Annotated in this window: 25 protein-coding genes and 1 pseudogene; 10 read left to right on the top strand and 16 right to left on the bottom strand. The window is 70.1% G+C overall.

All coding sequences use genetic code 11. The features are described from left to right. Positions 1 to 28: 28 nt before the first annotated feature. Positions 29 to 1129: a hypothetical protein gene (locus ACIA8D_RS27885; protein WP_399236482.1), complete on the top strand. Its 1101-nt coding sequence runs from the start codon at positions 29 to 31 to the stop codon at positions 1127 to 1129. 40 nt (positions 1130 to 1169) lie between these two features. On the opposite strand, the gene ACIA8D_RS27880 is transcribed toward ACIA8D_RS27885, so the two are convergent. Then, positions 1170 to 1361 carry a DUF397 domain-containing protein gene (locus ACIA8D_RS27880; RefSeq protein ID WP_399236480.1) on the bottom strand — a complete coding sequence of 64 codons (192 nt, stop codon included), beginning with the start codon at positions 1359 to 1361 and terminating at the stop codon, positions 1170 to 1172. Further along, positions 1358 to 2200: a Scr1 family TA system antitoxin-like transcriptional regulator gene (locus ACIA8D_RS27875; RefSeq protein ID WP_399236478.1), complete on the bottom strand. Its 843-nt coding sequence runs from the start codon at positions 2198 to 2200 to the stop codon at positions 1358 to 1360. The genes ACIA8D_RS27880 and ACIA8D_RS27875 overlap by 4 nt, the downstream gene beginning before the upstream one ends. Positions 2201 to 2365: 165 nt before the next feature. Here ACIA8D_RS27875 and ACIA8D_RS27870 point away from each other — a divergent pair, with 165 nt between their 5' ends. From ACIA8D_RS27870 to ACIA8D_RS27855, 4 genes and pseudogenes are all read left to right on the top strand, one after another. Further along, a complete protein-coding gene (locus tag ACIA8D_RS27870) occupies positions 2366 to 2791 on the top strand; it encodes an ATP-binding protein (protein ID WP_399236476.1) in 426 nt (141 codons plus the stop codon). Positions 2792 to 2953: 162 nt separating this feature from the next. After that, positions 2954 to 3100 (top strand): annotated as a pseudogene (locus tag ACIA8D_RS27865) (aminoglycoside 6'-acetyltransferase); the annotation flags it as partial. A gap of 252 nt (positions 3101 to 3352) precedes the next feature. Further along, positions 3353 to 3700 carry a hypothetical protein gene (locus tag ACIA8D_RS27860; protein ID WP_399236562.1) on the top strand — a complete coding sequence of 116 codons (348 nt, stop codon included), beginning with the start codon at positions 3353 to 3355 and terminating at the stop codon, positions 3698 to 3700. After that, positions 3697 to 4530: a PIG-L family deacetylase gene (locus ACIA8D_RS27855; protein WP_399236474.1), complete on the top strand. Its 834-nt coding sequence runs from the start codon at positions 3697 to 3699 to the stop codon at positions 4528 to 4530. Before ACIA8D_RS27860 ends, ACIA8D_RS27855 begins: the two co-directional genes overlap by 4 nt. 39 nt (positions 4531 to 4569) lie before the next feature. Here ACIA8D_RS27855 and ACIA8D_RS27850 read toward each other — a convergent pair whose 3' ends face one another. Further along, a complete protein-coding gene (locus ACIA8D_RS27850) occupies positions 4570 to 5544 on the bottom strand; it encodes a threonine/serine dehydratase (RefSeq protein ID WP_399236561.1) in 975 nt (324 codons plus the stop codon). Positions 5545 to 5560: 16 nt separating this feature from the next. Beyond that, positions 5561 to 6886: a deoxyguanosinetriphosphate triphosphohydrolase family protein gene (locus tag ACIA8D_RS27845; protein WP_399236472.1), complete on the bottom strand. Its 1326-nt coding sequence runs from the start codon at positions 6884 to 6886 to the stop codon at positions 5561 to 5563. A gap of 108 nt (positions 6887 to 6994) precedes the next feature. Between ACIA8D_RS27845 and ACIA8D_RS27840 the strand changes: the two genes are divergently transcribed. Both ACIA8D_RS27840 and ACIA8D_RS27835 read left to right on the top strand, forming a co-directional pair. Further along, a complete protein-coding gene (locus ACIA8D_RS27840) occupies positions 6995 to 8227 on the top strand; it encodes a metallophosphoesterase (protein ID WP_399236470.1) in 1233 nt (410 codons plus the stop codon). A 269-nt stretch (positions 8228 to 8496) separates the two neighbouring features. After that, positions 8497 to 10137 (top strand): AMP-binding protein, encoded by a 1641-nt coding sequence (locus ACIA8D_RS27835; RefSeq protein ID WP_399236469.1) that lies wholly within the window; start codon positions 8497 to 8499, stop codon positions 10135 to 10137. Positions 10138 to 10250: 113 nt separating this feature from the next. Here ACIA8D_RS27835 and ACIA8D_RS27830 read toward each other — a convergent pair whose 3' ends face one another. Continuing rightward, a complete protein-coding gene (locus ACIA8D_RS27830; protein WP_399236467.1) occupies positions 10251 to 11123 on the bottom strand; it encodes a SigB/SigF/SigG family RNA polymerase sigma factor in 873 nt (290 codons plus the stop codon). A 14-nt stretch (positions 11124 to 11137) separates the two neighbouring features. Beyond that, entirely contained in the window at positions 11138 to 11554 is a 417-nt protein-coding gene (locus ACIA8D_RS27825; RefSeq protein WP_399236465.1) for an STAS domain-containing protein, read from the bottom strand. 124 nt (positions 11555 to 11678) lie between these two features. On the opposite strand from ACIA8D_RS27825, the gene ACIA8D_RS27820 reads away from it, so the two are divergent. The 3 genes from ACIA8D_RS27820 to ACIA8D_RS27810 all read left to right on the top strand — a co-directional run bounded on the left by ACIA8D_RS27820 (position 11679) and on the right by ACIA8D_RS27810 (position 13354). Then, on the top strand, positions 11679 to 12011 hold the full coding sequence (locus tag ACIA8D_RS27820; RefSeq protein ID WP_399236464.1) for a helix-turn-helix transcriptional regulator: 333 nt from the start codon (positions 11679 to 11681) through the stop codon (positions 12009 to 12011). A 166-nt stretch (positions 12012 to 12177) separates the two neighbouring features. Beyond that, positions 12178 to 12300, top strand: coding sequence for a hypothetical protein (locus ACIA8D_RS27815; protein ID WP_399236462.1), 123 nt, complete (start codon positions 12178 to 12180; stop codon positions 12298 to 12300). Beyond that, positions 12287 to 13354: a glycosyltransferase gene (locus ACIA8D_RS27810; RefSeq protein WP_399236460.1), complete on the top strand. Its 1068-nt coding sequence runs from the start codon at positions 12287 to 12289 to the stop codon at positions 13352 to 13354. The genes ACIA8D_RS27815 and ACIA8D_RS27810 overlap by 14 nt, the downstream gene beginning before the upstream one ends. Before the next feature lie 63 nt (positions 13355 to 13417). Here ACIA8D_RS27810 and ACIA8D_RS27805 read toward each other — a convergent pair whose 3' ends face one another. The 10 genes from ACIA8D_RS27805 to ACIA8D_RS27760 form a co-directional block, all read right to left on the bottom strand. Continuing rightward, the gene (locus ACIA8D_RS27805; protein ID WP_399236458.1) at positions 13418 to 15040 is read right to left on the bottom strand and encodes a GxGYxYP domain-containing protein; all 1623 of its coding nucleotides are present in this window, start codon (positions 15038 to 15040) and stop codon (positions 13418 to 13420) included. Positions 15041 to 15235: 195 nt separating this feature from the next. Further along, the gene (locus ACIA8D_RS27800; protein WP_399236456.1) at positions 15236 to 15625 is read right to left on the bottom strand and encodes a carboxymuconolactone decarboxylase family protein; all 390 of its coding nucleotides are present in this window, start codon (positions 15623 to 15625) and stop codon (positions 15236 to 15238) included. Then, on the bottom strand, positions 15622 to 17151 hold the full coding sequence (locus tag ACIA8D_RS27795) for a long-chain fatty acid--CoA ligase (RefSeq protein WP_399236455.1): 1530 nt from the start codon (positions 17149 to 17151) through the stop codon (positions 15622 to 15624). The genes ACIA8D_RS27800 and ACIA8D_RS27795 overlap by 4 nt, the downstream gene beginning before the upstream one ends. Further along, entirely contained in the window at positions 17151 to 17843 is a 693-nt protein-coding gene (locus tag ACIA8D_RS27790) for a 3-oxoacid CoA-transferase subunit B (RefSeq protein ID WP_399236453.1), read from the bottom strand. Before ACIA8D_RS27790 ends, ACIA8D_RS27795 begins: the two co-directional genes overlap by 1 nt. Next, the gene (locus ACIA8D_RS27785; RefSeq protein ID WP_399236452.1) at positions 17840 to 18604 is read right to left on the bottom strand and encodes a CoA transferase subunit A; all 765 of its coding nucleotides are present in this window, start codon (positions 18602 to 18604) and stop codon (positions 17840 to 17842) included. Before ACIA8D_RS27785 ends, ACIA8D_RS27790 begins: the two co-directional genes overlap by 4 nt. Beyond that, positions 18601 to 19191, bottom strand: a complete 591-nt coding sequence (locus ACIA8D_RS27780; protein ID WP_399236450.1) for an RBBP9/YdeN family alpha/beta hydrolase — start codon at positions 19189 to 19191, stop codon at positions 18601 to 18603. Before ACIA8D_RS27780 ends, ACIA8D_RS27785 begins: the two co-directional genes overlap by 4 nt. A 51-nt stretch (positions 19192 to 19242) precedes the next feature. Further along, positions 19243 to 20550, bottom strand: coding sequence for an MFS transporter (locus ACIA8D_RS27775; RefSeq protein WP_399236448.1), 1308 nt, complete (start codon positions 20548 to 20550; stop codon positions 19243 to 19245). Between the two features lie 46 nt (positions 20551 to 20596). Beyond that, complete coding sequence (locus ACIA8D_RS27770; protein ID WP_399236446.1) at positions 20597 to 21649, bottom strand: 3-keto-5-aminohexanoate cleavage protein; 1053 nt, start codon at positions 21647 to 21649, stop codon at positions 20597 to 20599. A 66-nt stretch (positions 21650 to 21715) separates the two neighbouring features. Beyond that, positions 21716 to 22594: a TauD/TfdA dioxygenase family protein gene (locus ACIA8D_RS27765; protein WP_399236444.1), complete on the bottom strand. Its 879-nt coding sequence runs from the start codon at positions 22592 to 22594 to the stop codon at positions 21716 to 21718. A 77-nt stretch (positions 22595 to 22671) separates the two neighbouring features. Next, on the bottom strand, positions 22672 to 23646 hold the full coding sequence (locus tag ACIA8D_RS27760; protein ID WP_399236442.1) for a quinone oxidoreductase family protein: 975 nt from the start codon (positions 23644 to 23646) through the stop codon (positions 22672 to 22674). Between the last annotated feature and the right edge of the window lie 15 nt (positions 23647 to 23661).

The raw sequence follows: 23661 nt of genomic DNA, 5'->3' as shown, positions 1-23661 counted from the left end.
ACGGACTTCCCAGCAGAGGACCCTCCCCATGGCGACCATGCACACCGGTACCGACACCTCCGGCGAACTCCCCGTCGAATACCGGTTCCGCCCGGCCAGGAACGGCAACCGACACCTCGTCGTCGTCTTCGCCAACTTCGACGCCCCACAGGACTACGGCTGGTCGAACGGTGTCCTGGACAACCTGCGCGCCAACGTCCTGTGGATCCGCGACCGTTTCGACGGCCACAACAGCTACTACCTGTCCCGTGAGGGAGACCGCGGCGTCGAGCGGTCCGTCGCCGCCACCATCGACCGCTTCCTCGACGTCCTCGGCCTCACGCACGACGACTGCACTCTGCTGGGCAGCTCAAAGGGCGCGAGCGCGGCACTCTACTTCGGGTTGGCGTACGGCTTCCGCAACATCGTGGCCGCCGCACCGCAGTTCTCCATCGGGACCTACGTACAGCAGGTGCATCCCACGACGGCCCGTTCCATGATGGGCGACGCGTTCGGGGACGACGCCGTGCGGGCGCTGGACGCCTCCCTGCCGGAGCTGGTGCGCGCGAAGCGCAACACCGGCGCGAACATCTACCTGTTCTCCTCACCCTCCGACGCGCAGTACGCCTCCCAAGTCAGGCCCCACCTGCTGGAGTTCGACGGCTACGACAACTTCAACTTCGTCTTCACGGACTCGCCCTTCGTCCCCGACCACACACGCGTGGCGGGCCGAAACGTCCCCGTCATCATGGGCATCGTCAACCTCCTCATCGACGGCATCGCCCCGCGGATCGGCTTCGTACGCAACGGCTACGAGGACCCCGCGGCCGACCGCACGGCCCTCGACACCCACCTCGAAGCCACCGCCGCCCCCGGCACCTGGGTCGCCGCACCGGTGGTGGAATCCCCCGCCGACACCGGACACTTCGCGGGCACGGCTCGCGGAGCCGTCACCGTGCAGTTCTGGGAGAACGGCCGCTACGTCGGCAGGACGGGCGTCGGCGCCGACGGCTCCTGGGCCTGGACACGTGACACCGCCTGGCCCACGGGCCGGCACACGCTGAGGATCTTCGCGACGAACGCCCACGACGTCGAGTCCGCACGCACGACGGTCACCTTCACCACGGAGCCCGCGTACGCCCACGCGTAACGCACCCGCACGCGGTGGCCGTCGAGGGCCCGCCCCTCCCTCAGCGCCCCGCCACGAACCCCACGAACCGTCCCCAGCCCGCCGCCCCCACCGCGAGGGCCGGGAGGCGCACATCCTTGGAGTCCCGTACGTGGACGGCCTGTTGGGCGACGGCGATCTCCACGCAGTCGTCGCCCTGGCTGCCGCTGTAGCTGGACTTGAACCAGGCGAGTTCACTCGTCACGCTGCTCATAGCTCTCCTCGCAGTCGCTCCAGCAGGGCCCGCGATTCCTTGGGGTTCAGGGCCTGCGAGCGCAGTGTGTCATAGCGCTGACACAGCACACTCACCTCTTTCTGGTCAGAGATCAACCGCCCGTTCTGCTGCCCCTCCGAGTAGCCGAGCCGACGCCCCTCGCCCGTCTCCAGAATCCGCACCGGCCCGTCCAGGCACGCATGCAACCCGCCCTCCATCGGCACCACTTGCAGCGTCACATTGCGCGGCGCGCTCAGCTCCAGCACATGGTCGAACGACTCCCGCATCGCGTCCGCGTCGCCGAACCGCCGCCGGAACACATGCTCCTCGACGATGAAGCCGAACGGCACGGTCGGCCGCTCCCGCATCATCGTCTGCCGCTCCATCCGGGCGACGAACTGGGCCTCCAACTCCTCGTCGGTGCGCAGCGGAATGGTGCCCTCGAAGACCGCCCGCGCGTACGACCTGGACTGCAACAGCCCCGGCACCAGGCGGCACTCGTACGTGCACAGGCTCGCCGCCTCCCGCTCCAGGCGCGCCCACCGCCGGAACCACGCGGCGAGCCCCGCCTCCCCGCGCGTGAGATGCCGGGCGGCCCTGCACAGGGCGCCCGTGTTGCCGAGCACCTCCTCGGCCCGCCGCACGAACGCCTCGTCCGGCATCCGCCGCCCCAACTCCACCGATTCCACGGTGTGTTTCGAGTACCGGACCCGCGCCCCCAGCTCGTCCCTGCTCAGCCCCGCGTGCTCGCGCAGGGCCTGGACGACCGCGCCGAACGTGCGCAGACTGTCCGACGGCTGGGGCTCCCGCTCGACCTCGACCTCTTCGACGCCGTTCATACGCCGCCCCTTCCTCCGCGCCGCATCGCGACGGCTCCCCGCGTTGAATGCACTCAGAGTGACGAGTCACCCCGCGTACTGTCCACCCCACGCGCCCGTACGCTCACCGCCCGTACGCGCTTCGGCACTCGCCCCCACGGCCCCACGCCCACCAGGCTGCCCCCCATGAACCACCACACGGCGCCCCAACTCACCACCCCAGCCCACACCTTCACGACACTCCTGCCCTCGACACCCCGGGGCGCCCGCCTCGCCCGACGCCTCACCGTCACCACGCTGCGTTCCTGGGACGCCTGCCCCGACCTCACGGAGCGTGCCGAACTCGTCGTCGCGGAACTCGCCGCCAACGCCGTCACGCACGGCCGCCTCCCCGGCCGCGACTTCCGCCTGACACTCACCGACGCCGCCGCGCCCGACCACCTCCGCATCGAGATCACCGACGCCCGCGGCGACCTCCTCCCCGACCCCTCACCGACGAACACCCCACTCCCCACGGGCGGCCGCGGCCTGCTCCTCGTCTCAACCCTGTGCACCCACTGGCAAACCGTCCCCCACCCACCGGGCGGCAAGACGGTGGTGGCCCACTTGTAGACGCGCGGCCGGCGCCGTGCCCTTTCTCATTCCGCGGGATTCCGACGACAGGGCCGTCGGCGGACGCGGTTTCGCCCGGGGCAAGGGAGAATGCGGGACATGGAGTTGAACGGGGACAAGGTCCTCCTGCGACCAGTGGCCGACGGCGAGGACGCGATCCTCGCCGCGGCCAACACCGTCGCGATCCGCAGTTACACGAAGGTCGGCTTCAAGCCCGTGGGGGTCATGCGGGCGTACTGGCGCAACCACCGGACGGGTGTCTGGGAGGACGGGCTGCTCATGGATCTGCTCGCCGAGGAGCTGACCTGACGGGCTCGGTCCGGGGCAGCGGCAGGTACGCGCCCTTCGCCAGGATGCGGTCGATCTCGTGGCGCCGTCGCCGACGAGATCGACGCCCCCGGGCACTCGCGTTCGCGCTCGACGTCGGGAGCGAGAACGCCTGGCGGGACACCGTGGAGCAGGTCCGGGAGCGGCTCGGGCGGGTCGACGTGCTCGTCAACCTCGTGGGCCCGGTGCTCGGCATCCAGGCGGTGACACCGCTCCCGGTCGGCGGCCAACGAGCTGGGCCCGCTCGGAATCCGTGTCAACTGCATCTGTCCCGGTGCCATCGACACCGCGATGATCAGCGAGGAGACACGGGCCGGCGGCGGGGCGGTCGCCCACTGCCGATCCCCCGCCCCGGCAGGCCCGCGGAGGTGTCCGCCGACTTCGTCGCCGACGGGGGCCGGACGGCCTGAGGCGTACGACATCCGAGCCGGGGTCGAGGTCGGATCGACACCGGAAACGTCGAATCGGTCACTTCGGGAACAGTCGGCGCGTCCCACGCGGTTGCACAGCCGAGGGGCCGGGGGCCCGGCATGCGCCGCGCGCCCGGACCAGACACGTTTCCGCAGGAGGACGCTTTCATGACCGACCGACCCTTGACCCTCATGGCCGTGCACGCCCACCCCGACGACGAGGCCACCAGCACGGGAGGGGTCCTCGCCCGGTATGCGGCGGAAGGCATCCGTACGGTGCTCGTGACCTGTACCGACGGCGGTTGCGGTGACGGGCCGGGAGGCATCAAGCCCGGCGAACCCGGGCACGATCCGGCGGCCGTCGCCAAGATGCGCCGCCAGGAACTCGAGACCAGCAGCGAGGTCCTGAAGATCAGCGACCTGGAGACGCTGGACTACGCCGACTCCGGGATGATCGGCTGGCCGAGCAACGAGGCGCCCGATTCCTTCTGGCAGACCCCCGTGGAGGTGGGCGCCGCCCGGCTCGCGGAGCTGATGCGCCACTACCGACCCGATGTGGTCGTCACCTATGACGAGAACGGTTTCTACGGCCACCCCGACCACATCCAGGCCAACCGCATCACCATGGCGGCACTGGAGATCATCGACTTCACGCCGAAGGTGTACTGGACGACGATGCCCCACTCGGGCATGCAGCGGTTCGGCGAGATCATGCGCGAGTTCAACGAGGACATGCCGGAGCCGGACCCCGCCGAGGCCGCCGCGCTGGCCGACATCGGTCTCCCGGACGACCAGATCACCACGTGGGTGGACACCGCCGCGTTCAGTGACCAGAAGTTCGACTCCCTGGCCGCGCACGCCAGCCAGGGCGAGAACATCTTCTTCCTCAAGATGGGCAAGGAGCGGTTCGGCGACCTGATGGGTCTGGAGACCTTCGTCCGGGTGAAGGACACCACGGGCGCGGACGTACCCGAGACCGACCTGTTCGCCGGCCTGCGCTGACGGGAGTCCGCACGTCCGGCCAGGTCGTCCGGCCTGGTGTCAGGAGAGCCCGAAGCGCTGCGCCCAGGCCGCCACGTCCGAGGTCGTCGTGTTGCCTCCGCAGATCACCAGGCCGAGCTCGGCCCCCTCGCCTACGCGTTCCAGGACCTGACGGGCGGCGGGCAGCAGGCAACCGGCGGCCGGCTCGGCCCAGACCTTCGCGTGGTCGGCCAGGTCGAGGGTGCCCTGGACGGCCTCGGCGTCAGTCACCGTGAGGACATCGGTGAGCAGCTCCGACGCGTGCTCGTAGGTGAGCCGGGAGGCGCTGGGTGCGCTGAGCGTCGAGACGATCGAGGACAGCTCGACCGGCGTCGGCCGCCCGGCGTCCAGGGCCGCCGACATGGCGCGGGCGCCTTCGGTCTCGACGCCCCAGATCCGGATCCCGGGGCGGCGTGCACGCAGCGCGGTGGCGACGCCGGAGATCAGTCCGCCGCCACCGATGCTGACGAGGACGTCGGTGAGTTCCCCGGCGTCCTGTGCGAACTCCAGGCCGACCGTGCCCTGGGCGGCGATGACGGTGGGGTCGTCGAAGGGGTGGACCAGCGTGAGCCCCGCGTCCTTGAACTCGTCGACCAGAGCGAACGCGTCGTCCATGGTGTCGGCGATGTGCACGCTCGCCCCCGCGGCCTCCGCGATGCCCTTGGCACTGGCGGGCGCGCTGCGGGGCATCACGATGGTCGCCTTGACGTCCAGCATGCCCGCCATGACCGCCAGGGCGATGCCGTGGTTTCCCCCGCTGACCGTGACGACGCCCGCGGCGCGCTCGGTACCGCTGAGCGTGAGCAGCCTCGCGGTGGCGCCCCGGGCCTTGAACGAGCCGGTGCGCTGGAGCAGTTCCAGCTTCGCGGTGGTGGGTGCGCCCAACAGTGCGGACAACCCGGGGCTCGGCACCGTAGGCGTCCTGACGACATACCCGGCGATCCGCTCGGCTTCGGCTTCCACATCGTCGACGGTGATCAACACATCCCTCTCCAGCACGTTTTCGGTTCGGTCAGAGCCAGTCGCCGTCGGTCACGGACCCGAGGCCGACGCCGGACAGCCGCCGGTGGAGGGCGACGGCCTGGCCCTCGGTGAGCGAGGCTACGTGGTCGGCGGCGGCGCGCAGCGGGTCGCCGTGGAGGTCGAGTTCCTCGGCCCGGTCGGTGGGCAGCAGGTGCGGGGATTCGTAGGTCCAACGCAGCAGTTGGGACACGATGCGGCGCTTGCCGTGCTGCTGGGTGGCCAGGGCGGGGCGGTCGATGACGTAGCACCAGACGAGTTCCTTGAGCAGCTCGCAGGCGGTTCGGCGTTCGGCGGGGACGACGAGTCGGGCGCCGTACCGGATCGCGGCCGCACCGCCGATCTCCAGGTCGATGTCGCGCGTGAAGTGGTCGATCAGCTTGGCGGTACGGGCGTTGAGGGCGACATCGTCCGCGTGGCGGCCCCCGTACGGCTTGGCGATCGACAGCGCCTTCGCGATGTCGGCCAGGATCTGGAGCGCCTCGTCACGGTCGAAGCCGGCGCCCACGCGGTGGCGCTTGGCCGCGACGTAGTCCAGGAAGCGCCGCGTCTCGCGCTCGGTGTCACCGCCCGCGGCCCCGGGCGGCGGAAACAGCGCGGCCAGCGGGATCAGCCCGGCGCGGTAGAAGTCCTCCACGTCGTGGCAGGCGTAGGTGACGTCGTCGGCCCAGTCCATCACCTGCTCCTCGACGGGCACCGCGTCGTCGTCCCGCCCGGCCCGCACCCAGCGGAACGCCTCCCGATCGACCGCGTAGACACCCCATTTCGCGTGCCGCGCGGGGTCGACGTCGCGCGGGGCGCGTTCCCACGGGTATTTCGTGGCCGCGTCCAGGCAGGCCCGGGACAGGTGCAGGCCGCGGTGACCCGCGTACTTGTGGGCGGCAAGGAAGGTGAGGATGTGCAGGGTCTGGGCGTTGCCCTCGAAGCTGTCGAGGACGCCGTGCCCGGCGTGCAGCTCGTCCATCGTGGCGCGGAGCGCCGTCTCTCCGGCATGGCCGAACGGCGGGTGCCCGATGTCGTGCGCCATGCAGGCCGCCTCGACGAGCGCCGGGTTCGGCCCGCCGTACCGCCGCTCGAGCCGCTCGGCCATGCGCCGCCCCAGCTGCGCGACCTTCATCGAGTGGGTGAGCCGCGTGTGGTACGCGCCGAGTTCACTGCTCGCGACGACCTGACTCTTGCCCGCGAGCGCCCGCCACTGCGTCGAGTACAGAATCCGGTCCACATCGTGCTCGAACCCGGACCGCTGCCCGTCGTCGGCAACACGTCGGCGCAGCGAGTGCTGCTCCAGATCCTCATCGGTGTAATGGGCAGGCCGCATGGCGGCGATGCTACTGGAGCCGCTCGCGGCGGGGCGCCCCGGACGCCGTCCCCTCCCCCGGCGGCGGACAATGGGCTCTCCGAGAAGCTCCGGAACTGGAGGGGAAGCGTGACCGAGACCAGCGACGCCAGTGATGCCCGATCCGCCGCCGACAAGGAGCCGGAGGAGCCGCCGAGCCGACTGCGGCGCATGATGCGCTACATCCCGCTGATCGCCCCCGTCCTGCTGTGGGCCGTGCCGTGCTGGGTCCTTCTGTACGGCGGTCAGCACTGGCCGCTGCCCGTCACCCTGACCGCCACCGCACTGTTCGGCCTCGGCCTGATCGGCATGCCGTTCGCGATGATGCGCGGCCACGGGCGACGCCAGCAGGACCCGGCGGCGATCGTCGGTGACACGCTGCTGGGCAGCGGTTGGGTCCTGTTCACATGGTCCGTGCTGCTGGGGGTCGTGCTGCGGCTCGCGCTGGTCGCGGCGGGTGTCGGCGACGGCGAGGACCGGGCGCGCATCGTCACCTGGGCCGTCCTCGGTGTCACCGCCGCACTGCTCGCCTGGGGGTACGTCGAGGCACGCCGCGTGCCCCGGATCCGTCGGCTCGACGTGCAACTGCCGCGCCTGGGAGCCGGGTTGGACGGCACCCGGGTCGTCCTGATCACGGACACCCACTACGGTCCGCTCGACCGCGCCCGATGGTCGGAACGGCTCTGCGAGACGGTGAACACCCTGGAGGCCGATGTGGTGTGCCACACCGGCGACATCGCGGACGGCACGGCCGAACGCCGTCGCGCCCAGGCCACCCCCTTGGGCACCGTGCGGGCGACGCGGGCGCGTGTGTACGTCACCGGCAACCACGAGTACTACAGCGAGGCCCAGGGCTGGGTCGACCTGATGGACGAACTGGGCTGGGAGCCGCTGCGCAACCGTCATCTGCTGCTCGAACGCGGTGGTGACACCCTCGTGGTCGCCGGTGTCGACGACGTCACCGCCGAGTCCTCCGGCCTCGCGGGCCACCGCGCACACCTCGACGGAGCCCTGCACGGCGCCGACCCAGAACTGCCGGTGCTGCTCCTCGCCCATCAGCCCAAGTTCGTCGACCGCGCGGCGGCCCACGGCGTCGACCTACAGCTCTCCGGACACACCCACGGCGGCCAGATCTGGCCCTTCCACCACTTGGTCCGCCTCGACCAGCCGACCCTCGCCGGCCTCACCCACCACGGCGCCCGCACGCTCCTCTACACCAGCCGCGGCGCCGGCTTCTGGGGCCCGCCGTTCCGCGTCTTCGCCCCCAGCGAGATCACCCTCCTCGTACTGCGCTCGCCACAGGGACTCACCTCGTCGCACTGAGGCATACAGAGGTCAAATCCAGGAAGAACAAAGGAAAAGAAGGAGTCAAGGGTGTCCGCGCGGGCCAACCCGAGGCGCGTGCGGATGACCTTGGGGGTTAGCCTGGATCTTGGTTGTCTGGGGCAACCAAAGTACCCGGGGCGGGCGCCACTTGTGCCGGGCGCGGCGTCCTGCGCCGACGGCCCCGGACGGCCACCCCCACACCCAACAGAGCACCACCACCGGCGCGCCCGAAGACCGGCGGACCGGTGGCCCCAGGAGGACCATCCATGCCCGCAGAGGCATCCGCACACACCCCCACCCCCGCAACACCCCAGGCGCCCAAGGGCACTTCGCACGACGCGGCGATATCCGACACGGCGCCCGACGCGCGGGACGCCTTCCGCACCTTCGTCGAGGACAACCTCGACGCACTGGCGGCCGACCCGGACCGCGAGCTCCTGGTGTACGAGGACCGGCGCCTGACGGCAGGTCAGTTCCGTTCCCTGGTGCACCGCATGGCCCACGCGATCGCCGCCCAGGGCGTCACGCGCGAGGCGACCGTCACCCTGCTCAGCGGCAATCTGCCCGAGACCATCGCGGCCCGTTACGCCGCCAACCTCGTGGGCTGCAGGGTCAATCACCTCTACAACAAGCTGTCGGCCGACGTGCAGGCGACGATCGTCGAGGACGTCGAGACCCAGGTGCTGATCGTCGACCCGCAGTACGCGGACCGCGCCGCGGAGGTCACCGAGAGCACGCCCGTACCGCACGTCCTCGTCCTCGGCGAGTCCAAGCGCGAGCTCGGGAAGGACCTGCTGGCGCTCGCCGCCGAGCAGCCCGACGAGCCGTTCGCCTCCCGGGCCCGCCCCGACGACATCTGCACGATCCGGCACACCGGCGGCACGACGGGCCACCCCAAGGGCATCGTCACGACCTTCGAGCAGGTCAACCGGATGCGCCGGATGGTGGCCCAAGCACGCCCCGCGGAAGCGGAGTCGCCCCGGCAGCTCGCGTGCACCACGCTCGCGCACGCCGCGGGCATGCTGGCGGACAACGTCATCCAGGGCGGCGGATGTGTCGTCCTGCACGAGGACTTCGACGCGGGCGCGGTGCTCGCCACCATCGAGCGCGAACGCATCACCCACCTCTTCCTGCTGCCGCCGCTGGTGTACCAGCTCCTCGACCACCCGGACGCCGAGCACCGCGACCTGAGCAGCCTGCGCGGCCTGACGTACGGCGGCTGCCAGGCGTCGCCCGCGCGGATCGCGGACGCCGTGCGCCGCTTCGGGCCCGTACTCCTGCAGTTCTACGGGCAGAACGAGGCCGGCGGCATCAGCGTGCTCACCCCGGAGAACCACGACCTGGACCGGCCCGAGCGGATGCGCTCCGCGGGCAAGGTGCTGCCGAGCGTGGAGGTCGCCATCCGCGACACCGACGGCAAGGACCTGCCGGTCGGCGAGCTGGGCGAGATATGCGTCCGCTCCGAGGGCACGATGACGGGCTACTGGAAGCAGCCGGAGCTGACCGCCGAGGTGCTGCGGGACGGCTGGCTGCACACCGGCGACATCGGCTTCCTCGACGACGAGAACTACATCACCGTCGTCGACCGACTCAAGGACATGATCGTGGTCGTCGGCGGCCATGTGTACACCACCGAGCTGGAGGACCTGCTCAACTCGCAACCGAAGGTGCTCCAGAGCGCGGTCTTCGGCGTGCGGGACGCCGACCGCATGGAGCAGGTGCACGCCGCGATCGTGGCCGCACCGGGCGTCGCGGTGGAGGCCGAGGAGCTGCGGGCCGCGGTGCGCGGACAGCGCGGCCCGATGTACGAGCCGGCCCACATCACCTTCGTGGACGCGCTGCCCCTCACTGACGCGGGCAAGCCGGACAAGAAGCTGCTGCGCCAGCTCGCGGAGGAGCGGGCCTAGGGCTTGGCACCCACTGACGCCGGGCGTGGTCCGCGCGCTGCCACGGGCAGCGGGCGGGCCACACCCGGCCGCTCGTCACCGCGAGTCCGCGGCCGGCTCGTACGGCCCGGCTCCTACGCGGTGGTCAGGAGGCCGGCGCGCAGTGTGGCGAGGATGCGGGAGATCAGACGGGAGACGTGCATCTGGGAGATGCCGAGGGCTTCCGCGATCTCCTTCTGCGTGCGCTCCTCGACGAACCGGAGGTGAATGATCCGCCGGTCGCGTTCGTCGAGCCGGGTGATGAGCGGCGCCAAGGAGTGGTAGTTCTCGATCAGTTCATAGGTGTTCTCCTCGACGCCGATCACGTCGGCGAGCCGGGATTCGTCTCTCTCGGCGTCCTGGCCGGTGAACGAGGCGTCGAGAGAGGCGGCGCTGTAGCCGTTGGCGGCCTGCTGCGCTTCGGCGATCTCCGTCGGTTCCAGCTGCATCAGTTCGGCGAGCTCGGCCGTGGTGGGCTGCCGCCCCAGGCGGCTGCGCAACTCGTCGGTGGCCTTGGACAGTTCGACGCGGGCCTCCTGCAACCGGCGCGGGACATGGACGGCCCACGTGGTGTCGCGGAAGAACCGCTTGATCTCGCCGGTGATGTAGGGCAGGGCGAAGGAGGTGAACTCGACCTCCCGGGACAGCTCGAACCGGTCGATGGCCTTGATCAGGCCGATGGTGCCGACCTGGATGATGTCCTCCATCTCCTCCCGGCCGCGGTGCTTGAAGCGGGAGGCGGCGTACTTGACGAAGGACAGGTTCATCTCGATCAGCGCGTTGCGGACGTACTGGTACTCGCGGGTGCCTTCCTCGATGCGGGCGAGGCGCTCGAAGAAGTACTTGCCCACCTCACGCGCGTCGCGCGGAGCGATGGAGGCGGGGTTCGCGCAGGCACGCTGGATCAGTCGGCGCTGGGGCCGAGGTACCGAATGACGTGCGGACTCCGGTGCCGTCTCAGTGTTCATGGGGATGCCCCTCTTCAGCTGTGCTGGCGAATGTGCGAAGGCGGCTGCGTGAACAGGTCGTGGGTGTGGGTGACACACAGCAGCCGTGCGACGAGTGGGCTGGCCGAGCACAGGCGCACGGTCCTGCCGGAATCCAGGGCCAGCTGTCGCACGCGCAGCAACACCCTGAGACCGGCCCCGTCGCAGAACGTCAGGGAGTCGAGTTCCAGATCGAGCCCCGTGCTCGAGCGGTCGAGCGCCGCGCGCAGCGCGTCGTGGAAGGCCGGGGCGGTGTCGAAGTCGATTTCGCCGTACACCGCCACGGTGGTGCCGTCGTCACGATCGAACACATCGACCACGGGGGCCGATGGCGGTATCCGGGTGGACCGCGAACTGCTGTTCGTGAGCAGGAAGGTCCACGTCCCAGTCGAAGGCTCCATGCCGTCCAGCACCGCACGACCTCCCCGCTCGGCCCGTTGAGTGGCCCATAGCTTGGTACGAACCGCGAATCACGTCAACCAATACCTGAAAAGAAATTCGTGATTCTTTTGGCGGTGGGGGTCTTATAGTGGGCGCATGGAGGAGCAGACCACGTCGCACACCGGGTGGACGTTCTTGACCAACCACGCCCGGGTCCTTGCGGCCATCGCCGACAACAATCAGGTCCGCATCCGCGACCTCGCGGCGCACTGTCGCCTGACCGAGCGTGCCGTGCAGCGGATCATCACCGATCTGGAAGAGGCCGGTTATCTCTCCCACGTGCGTGAGGGCCGCAGCAACGTCTACGCGATCGACCCCTCGAAGATCCTGCGCCACCCGGCCGAGGCCGACGTGAGCGTGGCCTCCCTGCTGGCCCTGCTGGCACACGCCGAGGCCAACCGCACGAACTCGGCATTGCACATGCGCTGAGCGGGGCCGTCCCCCCCTTCGGCGACCAGGCGGAGCACCTGGTTGTCCACAACCTCGGGCTTGTCCACAGATTCCGTCGGCCCGGCCTTCGGCACGCCGCATCGGACTAACTTCCCTCATGTGCGACGGCACGGTGCCGGAGCACGGAACCACGGGGGTAACGGACATGGGCAGTGGACTGCCGCTCGTCGGCGTGAGCGTCATCGTGTACGCGGTGGTGGGCATCGCGGTACTGGTCAGGACAGGGGTGCGGCGGCTCGGACGGGGGCGGCGCCATGGCCACGCATGAGGTGACCGTGATCGTGCCCGCCCACAACGAGGAGGCGGGGCTCCCGGCGACCCTGGAATCGATCGCGGCGCAGACGGTGCCACCGGCCAGGGTGATCGTGGTGGACGACGCGTCCACCGACGCGACGGGCAGGATCGCGCGGCGGTACGGCGCCGAGGTGCTGCGCCCTCGGCACAACCTCGGCAGCAAGGCGAAGGCGCAGAACCACGCGCTGGCGCACTGCGCTTCGGAGCTCGTCCTCGCGGTCGACGCGGACACGGTCCTCGCGCCCGACTACATCGAGAAGGTCGCCCCCGTCTTCGCCGATCCTCGCGTGACGATCGCGGCGGGCAATGTGCAGACCCGGTTCGCGCGAACGCTGTGGGAGCGCGGCCGCTCGGTGGAGTACCTGCACGGATTCCACTGGCAGCGCCCGATCCAGGCGGGCGCCGACAGCCCGATGGTGTGCTCGGGATGCTGCTCGATGTTCCGGCGCGCCGCCCTCGGCGAGGACGGTTTCCCCGAGCGGACCATCGTCGAGGACATGGACTTCACGTGGTCCCAGCAGATCGCCGGACGGCGCGCGGTGTACGTGTCCGACGCGGTGGCCAGGGCGGCCGACCCGGAGAGCCTGCTGTATCTGCGCAAGCAGGTGTGGCGGTGGATGGCGGGCTTCTGCCAGAACGTGCGGCTGCACGCGGGCGAGCTGACCCTGCGCAAGCCGATGCTCGCGCTGTGGGTGGTCCTCGCCCTGACGGAGATCCTGCTCGCCCCGTTGTGGTGGGGCGTGCCCCTGATCCTCACGCTCGGCTACGGCCGCCCGCCCCTGGAGACGTACGGCTGGTGGCTCGGATCCGAACTCGCCCTGACGCTCCCCCCGTTGCTCTACGCGGCACGCAGACGACGGGTTCCCGTGGGCCAGGTGCTCCTGAACCTCCCGTGCGTCTATCCGACGAAACTCGTCAATGTCGTCTACGCGTGGAAGGCGGTCGTGGTGGAGCTGGTCCTGGTTCCCCTGGGCCGGTCGAAGGGCCTGGTCGTGTACGAGAAGGGGCGGGCGTCGGCGGGCACGTGAGGGCGGTCGGCCCCGCGGGTCGGCGTCCACGGGGTTCACGCACGGCAGCGCCTCGCCGGCCGGTCAGGCCGGCGGAAGGTGCAGGGCCTCGCGGGCGAGCCGGAAGTACTGGTCGCCGCGGACCACTTGGTAACGGGAGTCGAGCGAGCCGGCAATCGTGACCACGTCGGCCGGGGTCAGGTCCCAGGCAAGGGTGCCGATCGACAGGAACAGCGGCTTGGTCCCGTCCCAGTCGGCGGATGCCTTCGCGATCGCGTCCCGGGCGTCCGCAACGGAGTCGGTCAGGTAGCTGACGGACAACGGCACGCTGCCTTCCAGGGCGCTGGTCCCGGTTCGGGTGGTCCACGCCTCCAACAGGCCGAGCGGACGCACGTCGTGGAGGTACTGGCGGGCCTTCGCACCGGTGAGCGGGACGTCCGAGCCGGACGTGCGATTGAGGATCACCGCGCTGTCCATCCCGGTCCGGCGCATGTAGCGGGCGCTGGTCTCGGTGAAGGCCCGGAAGGTGTCGTCCGGCCAGGGCGTCGGATACGCGTAGCCCGCGCCGGAGGGCCCGGCCATCAGGTAGTCCTGCCGGGTGGCGGTGCGCTGGTAGTAGGACAGGAAGGTGGGCGCGGCGTCGGCGAGCACCGGGGTGGTGGACCAGTTGATCGGTACCGCACCGCGAGCCGGGTCGTCCCACAGCACCCTCAGCCGGTGCTGGTTGTACTGGAGGTTGTCCCCTTCCGTCATGGTGAAGGTGACGTAGATACGGTTGCCGAGCCGCGGCGTCGGCAGCGACACCTGAGACCTCGCCAGCGGCGCCCGCACGCCGCCGAAGACCGTCAGGTTCTGCGACCAGTCGCTGGCCAGCACCACCAGGCCGTGCTTCGAGGTCAACTCGGTCCCGTCGCTCTCGCCGCCCACGCCGGAGGGGAACCAGCCCATGTACGGGGAGCCGGCCCGCATCTGGGACATCACTCGTTCGCCCAGCTTGCGAGAGTCGGGCTGGTCGGAGTGGATCCACAGCACCAGCGCCCGGGTGGCGACCGCGTAGTCGCGCAGATAGGCCCCGACGTCGGGGTCGAGCCCGACCAGCAGGCGGTGGCTGGCGTGCGGCCAGAGCTTGTCCACCGCCCAGCGGTAGGCGGACAGTTCGTCGGAGAACCGGCCGCGCAGGTCGACCAGGACCTTCAGGCCGTACGGCGCGGCTGTCAGCTTCGGCAGCTGGTCGGGGGACGCGGCCACGGCGTTGCGCAGGCCGGCCAACGTGGTGGCGAGGTTGACGGTCGCGGGCTGGTCCGGGTCGGTGACGATGACGCCGCTGATCTCCGAGCGGTACTTCGACAGCAGCGACCACGGATCGCCGGCCGTGCGGTAGGTCAGGCCGGCGGTCTTCAGCCAGGTGGTCGCCCCCTCGTCGGACTCACGCAGCAGGGCGATCCGCGGCCGACTGCGATTCACGTTGCCCTGCAGCGTGGCGAAGAGCAGTTGTTCGTCGGCGTCTGCCGCCGTCAGATCCGCGACGTCCAGTGCACGTGGTTCCGCGAAACCGGGCAGTATGCGCTCGCGCGGCCACCACAGGCCGCCCGCCGACGGCGCCGCGGCCGACGCGGTGTTGGGCACCGCCCCGGCGAGCGCGACACCCGCACCGGTGGTGGCGAGCAGGCCGAGCATCTTGCGCCGATCGAGGTTGGGGAGTGACACGGTGGGACCTCCGCACTGGATCTTCGACGAGCAGGAGGGACAACGTTGTCAGCACGGCACGGCACGGTCAATGCCCAGTCAGGGATTGGCTGGGCACGCCCGCTCGGCTCACCCGCCGAAGAAGCGAGGTCCGGCTGTCGTCCGGTCGAGCGCCATGCGGGACGGTTTGCGGACTGCGGGTCTGCATAACCTCGTTCACGTGGAAGCAGCCCCCTTTTCCATCGCATCGAGCTCTTCCATCAGGATCGGAGCGCCGACGTTGCAGGAGTGAATGCCCACCACGGAAGCGAGCTTGAGGACTTCGAGGATCTCCTCGGCGGTGACGCCGAGATCGAGGGCGGCCCGGATGTGACGGCGCACCCCGGGCCCGTACATGTGGGTGCAGGCCGCGTCCACGGCGATACAGAGCAGCTCGATCACCTTCGGTGAAAGGACCCCACTGCGCCACGGTTGAGTGACCGTCCGCAGATAGTCGTCGGTCCATTGCGGGTCCAACTGGGCCAGTCCGTCCCACAGCGGGTTCCACTCGCCACGCTCGCGCATGCGGTCGATGAACGGGGTGCCGGCATCGGCAGCATCGGTCATGCTCCGGCTCCGGCGCTGCCGGACAGTTCCCGTTTGAGGATCTTTCCCGTGGCGGTCATCGGCAGCGAGGTGCTGAAAACGACGGTCCTCGGGTACTTGTAACCCGCCATCTGCTCCTTGCACCAGGCGATCAGCTCCGTCTCGGTGATCCGAGCCGTCGGTTCAGGGATGACGAAGGCTTTGATCTCCTCGCCGTTACGCGCGTCCGGGACACCGATGACCGATGCCAGGGACACGTCGGGATGGCTCATCAGGACCTCCTCGATCTCTCGTGGGTACACGTTGTACCCGCCTCGGATGATCAGGTCCTTCGCGCGGTCGACGACGTAGTAGTGGCCGTCCTCGTCGACGCGTGCGAGATCACCGGTGCGAAGCCACCCGTCGCTCAGGGCGCGGGCGGTCTCCTCGGGGCGGTTGTGGTAGCCCCTCATGACGTTGTGTCCACGCAGTACGAGCTCGCCGACCTGCCCGTCGCCGGTGACCGTCTCGCCGTGCTGGTCGACGAGCCGAGCCTCGACGCCCCAGACGGGCACTCCGATCGAACCGGGTCGCGGTTCGCCCTCCGGGTCCGTGAACAGGGCCAGTGGAGAGCTTTCCGAGAGGCCGTAGCCCTCGCGGATCCGGATGCCGAACCGCTCGGCGAACCGTGTGTGGATCTCCACGGGCAGCGCGGAACCACCGGAGATGGCCAGGCGGAGGGTGCGGGCGAGGTCGTCGACGCCGTCGGTGTCGCGGTCGAGCGCGCCGAGCAGCCCCCAGTACATGGTGGGCACACCGGCGAACGCGGTGACGCACTCCTCGCGCATCAGCCGTAGCGCCGCCTGTGGTTCGAAGCGCGGCATCAGGACCAGCGTGGCGCCGACGGACAGGCCCGCGTTCATGCTCACGGTCTGTCCGAAGGAGTGGAACAGCGGAAGGGCGAGGAGATGGGTGTCGGGCCGGGCCGGAGTACTGCCGAAGAGCCGGGTGGCCGTCAGGGCGTTGAGCACCATGTTGGCGTGCGACAGCTCGGCGCCCTTGGGCTGTCCGGTGGTGCCGCTGGTGTACAGGATCACTGCCGTGTCGGTGGGCTCGCGGGTCACGGACTCGAAGGTCTCGGGCCCGTCGTGAAGCATGCCTTCGGTGATCGGCAGCAGCTGCCGGCAACCGGCGGTCCTCTCGAAGCCCTCCCGCCCGTACTCCCCCATCGGCAGGTCCGGCGTGCCCTCGTGGCAGAAGTACAGCACGGCTCCGGAGTCCGCCAAGTGGTAGGCGATCTCGCGGGGTTTGAGCAGGATGTTCAGCGGTACGACCACCGCGCCGGCCTTGAGGATGCCGTAGTAGACGATCGGGAACTCGGGCAGGTTCGGACAGGAGAGGGCCACCCGGTCCCCCGGCCTGACGCCGCGCGCCACCAGGAGGTGGGCGACCTGGGAGGCCCGGGCCTCGACCTCGGCGTAGTCGAGCCGACGGTCACCGGCCACGAGCGCCGAGCGGCGGGGGTGACGCCGGGCGGAGTCCTCCAGGAGGACGGACAGGTTCAGCATCAGGAACTCGCTTTCGGTCGTGCCAGCGGAGCGTCGGTGGCCGCGCGTACGGTGTCCTCGCTCACCCCGGGCGCGCAGTCACGCAGCACGAGCCCCTGTCGGGTGACGTCGATGACGGCGAGGTCGGTGATGATCCGATGGACCACACCCTGCCCGGTCAGCGGCAGGGTGCACCGGCGCACGAGCTTCGGCGCCCCGGACCTGCTGGTGTGTTCCATGAGCACGATCACCCGGCGGGCGCCGTGTACGAGGTCCATGGCTCCGCCCATCCCCTTGACCATCGCACCGGGCACCATCCAGTTCGCCAGGTCCCCGGACGCGGAGACCTGCATGCCGCCGAGGACCGCGGTGTCGATGTGGCCGCCGCGGATCATCGCGAACGACAGCGCGGAGTCGAAGAAGGCGGCGCCCGGATTGACGGTCACCGTCTCCTTGCCCGCATTGATCAGGTCCGCGTCCACGGAGTCCTCATCGGGGTAGGCGCCCGTGCCCAGGATCCCGTTCTCGCTGTGCAGGACGATGCCGAGGCCGGGCGACAGATGGTCGGGGATGAGCGTCGGCAGGCCGATGCCGAGGTTGACGTACTCGCCGGGTACGAGTTCGGAGGCAGCCCTGGCCGCCATCTGGTCCCGGGTCCAGCCCTGCGTCCTGCCGGGTGCCACGCTCTGCGGCGCAGCCGTTGTCGCGCTCATGCGCCGTTCTCCTTCGCCGCGGTCACCGTGCGCTTCTCGATCTGCTTGTCCTGGAGACCCGTGTGGACGATCCGGTCGACGAAGATTCCGGGCAGATGTACCTGCCCGGGATCCAACTCGCCGGGCCACACCAGCTGTTCGACCTGGGCGGCGCAGATCCGCCCGGCCATCGCCGCGAGCGGGTTGAAGTTCCGTGCGGCCTTGTCGAACAGCAGGTTCCCCTCGGTGTCCCCGATCAGAGCGTGCACGAGGGCGAAGTCGGCGGTGATCGACTCCTCGAGGACGTGGCGCCGTCCTCCGTACTCGCGTGTCTCCTTGGGCGGGGACGCCACCGCCACCGAGCCGTCCGCGTCGTAACGCCACGGCAGCCCTCCGTCGGAGACCGGGGTGCCGACCCCTGCCGGAGTGAAGAAGGCGGGGATACCCGCTCCTCCGGCGCGGAGCTTCTCCGCCAGGGTGCCCTGGGGAGTCAGCTCGACCTCCAACTCCCCCGCCAGGTACTGCCGGGCGAACTCGGCGTTCTCGCCGACGTACGAGGCCGTCACCCGCCGGACTCGCCTTCGCCGCAGCAGTTGCCCGAGCCCGTGGCCGTCCGTACCGCAGTTGTTGGAGATGACGTGGAGCCCCGTGGCCGACCCGGCGGCGACGGCCGCGATCAGGGCGTCGGGGACGCCGCACAGGCCGAAGCCACCGACGCTGAGTGAGGCTCCGTCCGGGATGTCGGCGACAGCCTCGGCCGCTGTTGCGCAGACCTGGGTCACGAGACAGCCCTCTCCGTCTGCCGGCTGCCGAGCAGCTGTCGCACCAGCTCCTCCGCGCGCGGCCAATACCCGTACCCCGAAGCAGGGTTGAGGTGACCGACCGGCCCGAGGTCGACCGGACGACTGCCCCACACCTCCGCCAGGCCGGCGACGTGGCGGCGGTCGGCGAGCGGGTCGTTGCTGCTGATGCCGAGGATGCTCGGGAAGGGCAGCCGGCGGCGCGGTATCGGCAGCCACCCTCCACGCTCCAGTTCCCGCACGGAGGGATACCCCTCGGGCAGCGGTCGTTCCAGGTCCGCGGGGGTGGCAAGAAATGCACCGTGGATCTGCCGCGTCGGATTTCGGGCCCAGTGCACGGTGGTGAGGACCCCTGCGCTGTGCGCGACGAGCACGACGGGGCCCGCGACCGGGGCGAGCACCTCGTCGAGCGCGGCGACGCGGGCGACCCGGCTGAGCCCGTCATGTTCGAGCGGGGGCACGGTGTGCACGGCGTCGAACCGTTCGGCGAGGTGGGTCTGCCAGTGGTCCGCGACGTGGTCCCGTAGTCCGGGCACGATCACCACGGTCGGTGTCGGGGTGGCTGTCATGTTCGTCCCTGAGTGTTCGGCTGGATCAGGTGAATCGGCTGGTTCGGGGGCTCAGCGGGCAGTGGACGGGGCGAGCCGGTCGAGCCGGAGCTTCCCGGCCGGGTGGTACCGCCTGCCGAGCAACAGGGCGGCGATGGCGGCGACATACATCAGCGGGGCGAGGCGCAGGGCTCCGAGCAGCCCGAGGTGATCGGCGACCATCCCGACGACGAAGGGGCCGAGTGCGAGGCCCAGCACGTTGTTGGCGACCGTGAGCGCCCCGAGCCCGGTCGCCCGTACGGAGCTGTGGGACAGGTCGGTGACGACGGCCGCGGTGGGCCCCGAGGAGCCGGCCGCGAAGAACGCCCCGCAGCCGATGAGGATCAGTGACGCCGTCCCGGAGGCCAGGCCGAAGCCTGCCGACAGGCAGACCAGTGAGACGGCGCAGAAGGCCACCCCCGCGGTCCACTGGCCGCGGGAGTCGGAGCGCGCGAACCGGTCGGAGATGATCCCGCAGATCACCATGCCGCTGCCGATGAGCAGGACGAAGACCGCGGCGAGCGCGGCTGCCTCGTCCGCCTGGAGATGGTAGTAGCGGTTGAAGTAGCTCGGTGTCCAGGACAGCAGTACGGCCGGGGTGAACATCTGCAGCCCGCCACCGATGTAGGCGCACAGCAGCGCCGGGTTGGTGAACAGGCTCGTGAACGGTGCCCGCCCGCCGGTCACCGCCGCGGGCGATCTCGGTTCGACGGCGTACTCGTCCAGCTTCCGCTCGCTGACCACCGCCCGGAACACGGCGACCAGCAGCAGTCCGAAGACCGCCATGGCCGCGAAGGACCAGCGCCAGCCCACGTGCACGGCGAGGCTGCCGCCGACGGCGACGCCGACCACCGAGCCGAACGACCCGCCGGCCATGAACGCCCCGCCGAGCGCCGCGTGGACCCGTGGAGCGAAGACGCTGAGCACCACCGCGATGCCCACGCTGCCGTAGGCCGCCTCGCCGACCCCGACCAGGAACCGCGCGGCGAGCATCTCGTGGTAGTTCCCGGCGACCGCGCACAGCAGCGTGGCCAGGCTCCACACCACCGCCATCACGACCAGACTCCTGACCCGGCCCCAGCGGTCGGCCACGAGCGAGAGCGGCAGTGTGAGCAGCCCGACCATCAGCGCCACCACGCTGCTCAGCGAGGCCAGATGGGCGTCGGACAGTGACCACTCGTCCTTCAGGACCGGGAAGACGGCGCTGAGCACCTGCCGGGACATGTAGTCCGAGAGCAGCAGCCCGAAGGCCAGGGCGAAGACGAGCCAGGGGTACGTGCGTCGCGTCCCGGTTCCGCTGAGTGGGGCCGGCGCCCGCCCCACGGTTTCGCGCAATGCCACGATGACTCCTCAGAGCTGGGGGCGGGTGCCGGTCGCTGTCGACCGGTCAGGCGTGGTGGGTGAACCCGACCTGGCCGGGCCTGCGGTTCGGCGCGTAGCCGAGCTTGGCCAGCGTCTCGTCCGCATCCGCGTACGTGGTACCGATCTTGTAGCTCTCGTGGGCGTCCTTGGCGGTGGCGACCTCCCGGCCGAGCTCACCGGCGATCCGGACCAACTGCTTGATCTGCTCGACGGAGGTGGCCTTGGTGCCCTTGCGGCCCCACAGGGTGTCCTCGTTGCCGCACCGGGTGTGCAGTCCCATGGCGATCGCCATCGCGTTGACCGGCAGGACGCTGCGCATGAGGGTCTCCAGGGTGAGGATCGCCCCGTCCGGCACCCGGTTGATGAACTGCATGATGTTGTACGGGTTGGGACCGTCGAATCCCCCGCCGATGCCCACCCAGGTGACGTTCAGCGGGCCGGTGTAGACGCCTCGGCGAATCAGCCGCTCGACGGTCTCCAGCTGCGGAACGCTCGACAGCTGGAAGTGCGGCTGGATGCCCGCCGCCTGCAGCCTGCGCAGGTGCTCCTCGACCCAGGCGGGTCCGGCCGGCACCGTCATCTCCCGGTAGGCCTCGGCGAGTTCGGGACGCGTCATGGAGGTGCCCGCGATGTCGTCGGGGGTCATCAGCTCCATGATGTTCATCTGGCTGGTGTTGATCGCGATGGTCACCTGGTCGGGCTTGGGATCGAGCTCGGCCAGCATGTGGCGGGTGTCGTCGGACAGCCACTTGGCGTCGGCGCCCGACCCCTCGGGCGCGAACGAGATCGACCCGCCGACCTGCAGGATCATCTCCGGCACCGCCTCGCGCAGCCGCCCGAGCAGTTCGTTGAACTTCGACAGCCGCTTCGAGCCCTTGCCGTCCAGTTCCCGTACGTGGATGTGCAGGACGGTGGCGCCCGCCTCGAAGCAGTCCACCGCCTGCTGGACGTGCTCGTCCATGGTCAGCGGCAGGTCCTCACGGAAGTCGTCCGGCTCCCATTCCGGACCGTACGGGGCGCTGGTGATGACCAGCTTGTCCTGGTTCTCGGGGAAGAGCGCATCGTCGTGGAAGTGCATGGGTGTACTCCGTTCGCGGGTGCTCGTGCGGGGTGGGCAGAAGGAGGAGGTTCGAGCCGCTCGGGCTCAGAAGGGGCGGTCGCCGATGATCCCGGCGCGCTCCATCTTGCGGACGGCCGGCCAGTAGTCCTGGACGGCGTAGTGCTGTGTGGAGCGGTTGTCCCAGATGGCGACGCTGTTCGGCGTCCACCGCCACCGCACCTGGTACTCCGGGATGGTGGCCTGACTGATCAGATACCTGAGCAGGTCCGCGGCACCGGGCGCGTAGTCGATGCCGCACCGGATGTTCCGCGGGGTGTGGTAGTTGACGAAGTGCGTGGTGAAGGCGTTGACGAAGAGGATCCGCTCCCCGGTCTCCGGGTGGGTGCGCACCACGGGGTGCTCGGCGTCGGGGAACCGTTCCTTGAGTGCGTGGCGTTCTTCCTGCGGCAGTGCGGCGCCGAAGGACGCCTCGATGCTGTGCCGGGCACGCAGTCCGTCGATCCGCGCCTTGACCTCGGCCGGCAGCTTCTCGTACGCCGCGGCCATGTCGACCCAGATGGTGTCGCCCCCGACAGGAGGTGCTTCCACGTTCCGCAGCACGCAGCCCATGGGCGGGTTCTCCCGCCATGTGGCGTCGCAGTGGTACGCGTTCTCGTAGTGCTCCGGCGGGCTGTCCAGGTCCTTGTAGATCCGGACGAGTCCGGGGTGGTCCGGATCGCTGTCGGCCACCGGGTGGTCCTCGAGCGGACCGAACCGCTCGGCCAGTGCCACGTGTTCGGCGCGGGTGAAGTGCTGATCGCGCAGGAACAGCACCTTGTGCTTCAGCAGCAGCGTCTTCAGTTCCGCGAACAGGGCTTCGTCTCGGGCGACTTCACCGAGGTCCACATCGAACAGCTCGGCTCCGATACGGCAGGTGAGGGGCTGTGCCGTCATCGTGGAAGCGGCACGGGTCGCCGTGCTCATCGCTGTCTCCTCTCGTCGGGGTACAGGGGCGGGTGGTCCGGGATGTCCCTCGTCGGCCCTCTCAGAGCGAGAAGGCCTCAGAGGGAAAAGACCGAGGAGCCGGTGCTCCGGCCGGCCTCCAGGTCGCGGTGGGCCTGGACGGCGTCGGCAAGGGCGTACCGCTGGTTGATCTCGATGCGGATGCGCCCCGAACCGACGTGACCGAACAGCTCACCGACCAGCCGGGCGCGCTCCTCGGGGTCGGCGATGTAGTCGGCCAGGGCCGGCCTGGTCACGAACAGCGAGCCCTTGACGGCGAGTTGCATGGCGTCGATCGGCGGTACGGGGCCGGAGGAGGTGCCGAAGCAGACCAGCAGTCCGCGCGGGGACAGGGAGTCCAGCGATGTCGCGTACGTGGCGGCGCCGATACTGTCGAACACCACGGGGACGCCGGCGCCGTCCGTCAGCTCGCGCACCCGGTCCGCCACCTTCTCCCGCCGGTAGAGGACGACCTCGTCGCAACCGTGCGCCCGGGCGATCTCGGCCTTCTCCTCGGTGGAGACGGTGCCGATGACGCGGATGCCGAGCAGCTTCGCCCACTGGCAGAAGATCAGCCCCACCCCGCCCGCCGCGGCGTGCAGCAGCACGGTGTCCCCGGCCTTCAGGGGATGGATGCGACGCAGCAGGTACGCGCTCGTAAGTCCGCGCATCGTCATCGCCGCCGCGGTCTCGAAGGGGATGGCCTCCGGCAGTTTGATCAGCGACGCGGTCGGCATCACCCGCTCCGTGCTGTACGCGCCGAGGGGGCTGCCGGTGTACGTGACGCGGTCCCCCGGGACGAAGTCCAGGACCCCCGGGCCCACGGCCTCGATGACGCCCGCACCCTCCACGCCGAGCCCGGCGGGCAGCGGGGCCGGGTACAGACCGGTGCGAAAGTAGGTGTCGGCGAAGTTGAGCCCGACCGCGGAGTGCCGGACCCTGACCTCTCCGGTACCGGGCTCACCGACCTCGGCGGACTCCCAGCGCATCACTTCCGGGGCGCCGGGTTCGTAGAAGCGGATGGCATGCGCCACGGTGTTCTCCTCGCG

Origin of the sequence: Streptomyces sp. NPDC051684 (assembly GCF_044453445.1) — a bacterium.
Classification (GTDB): domain Bacteria; phylum Actinomycetota; class Actinomycetes; order Streptomycetales; family Streptomycetaceae; genus Streptomyces.
Note: the sequence above shows the minus strand (reverse complement) of the source record. Positions and strands in the feature narration are given on the sequence as shown.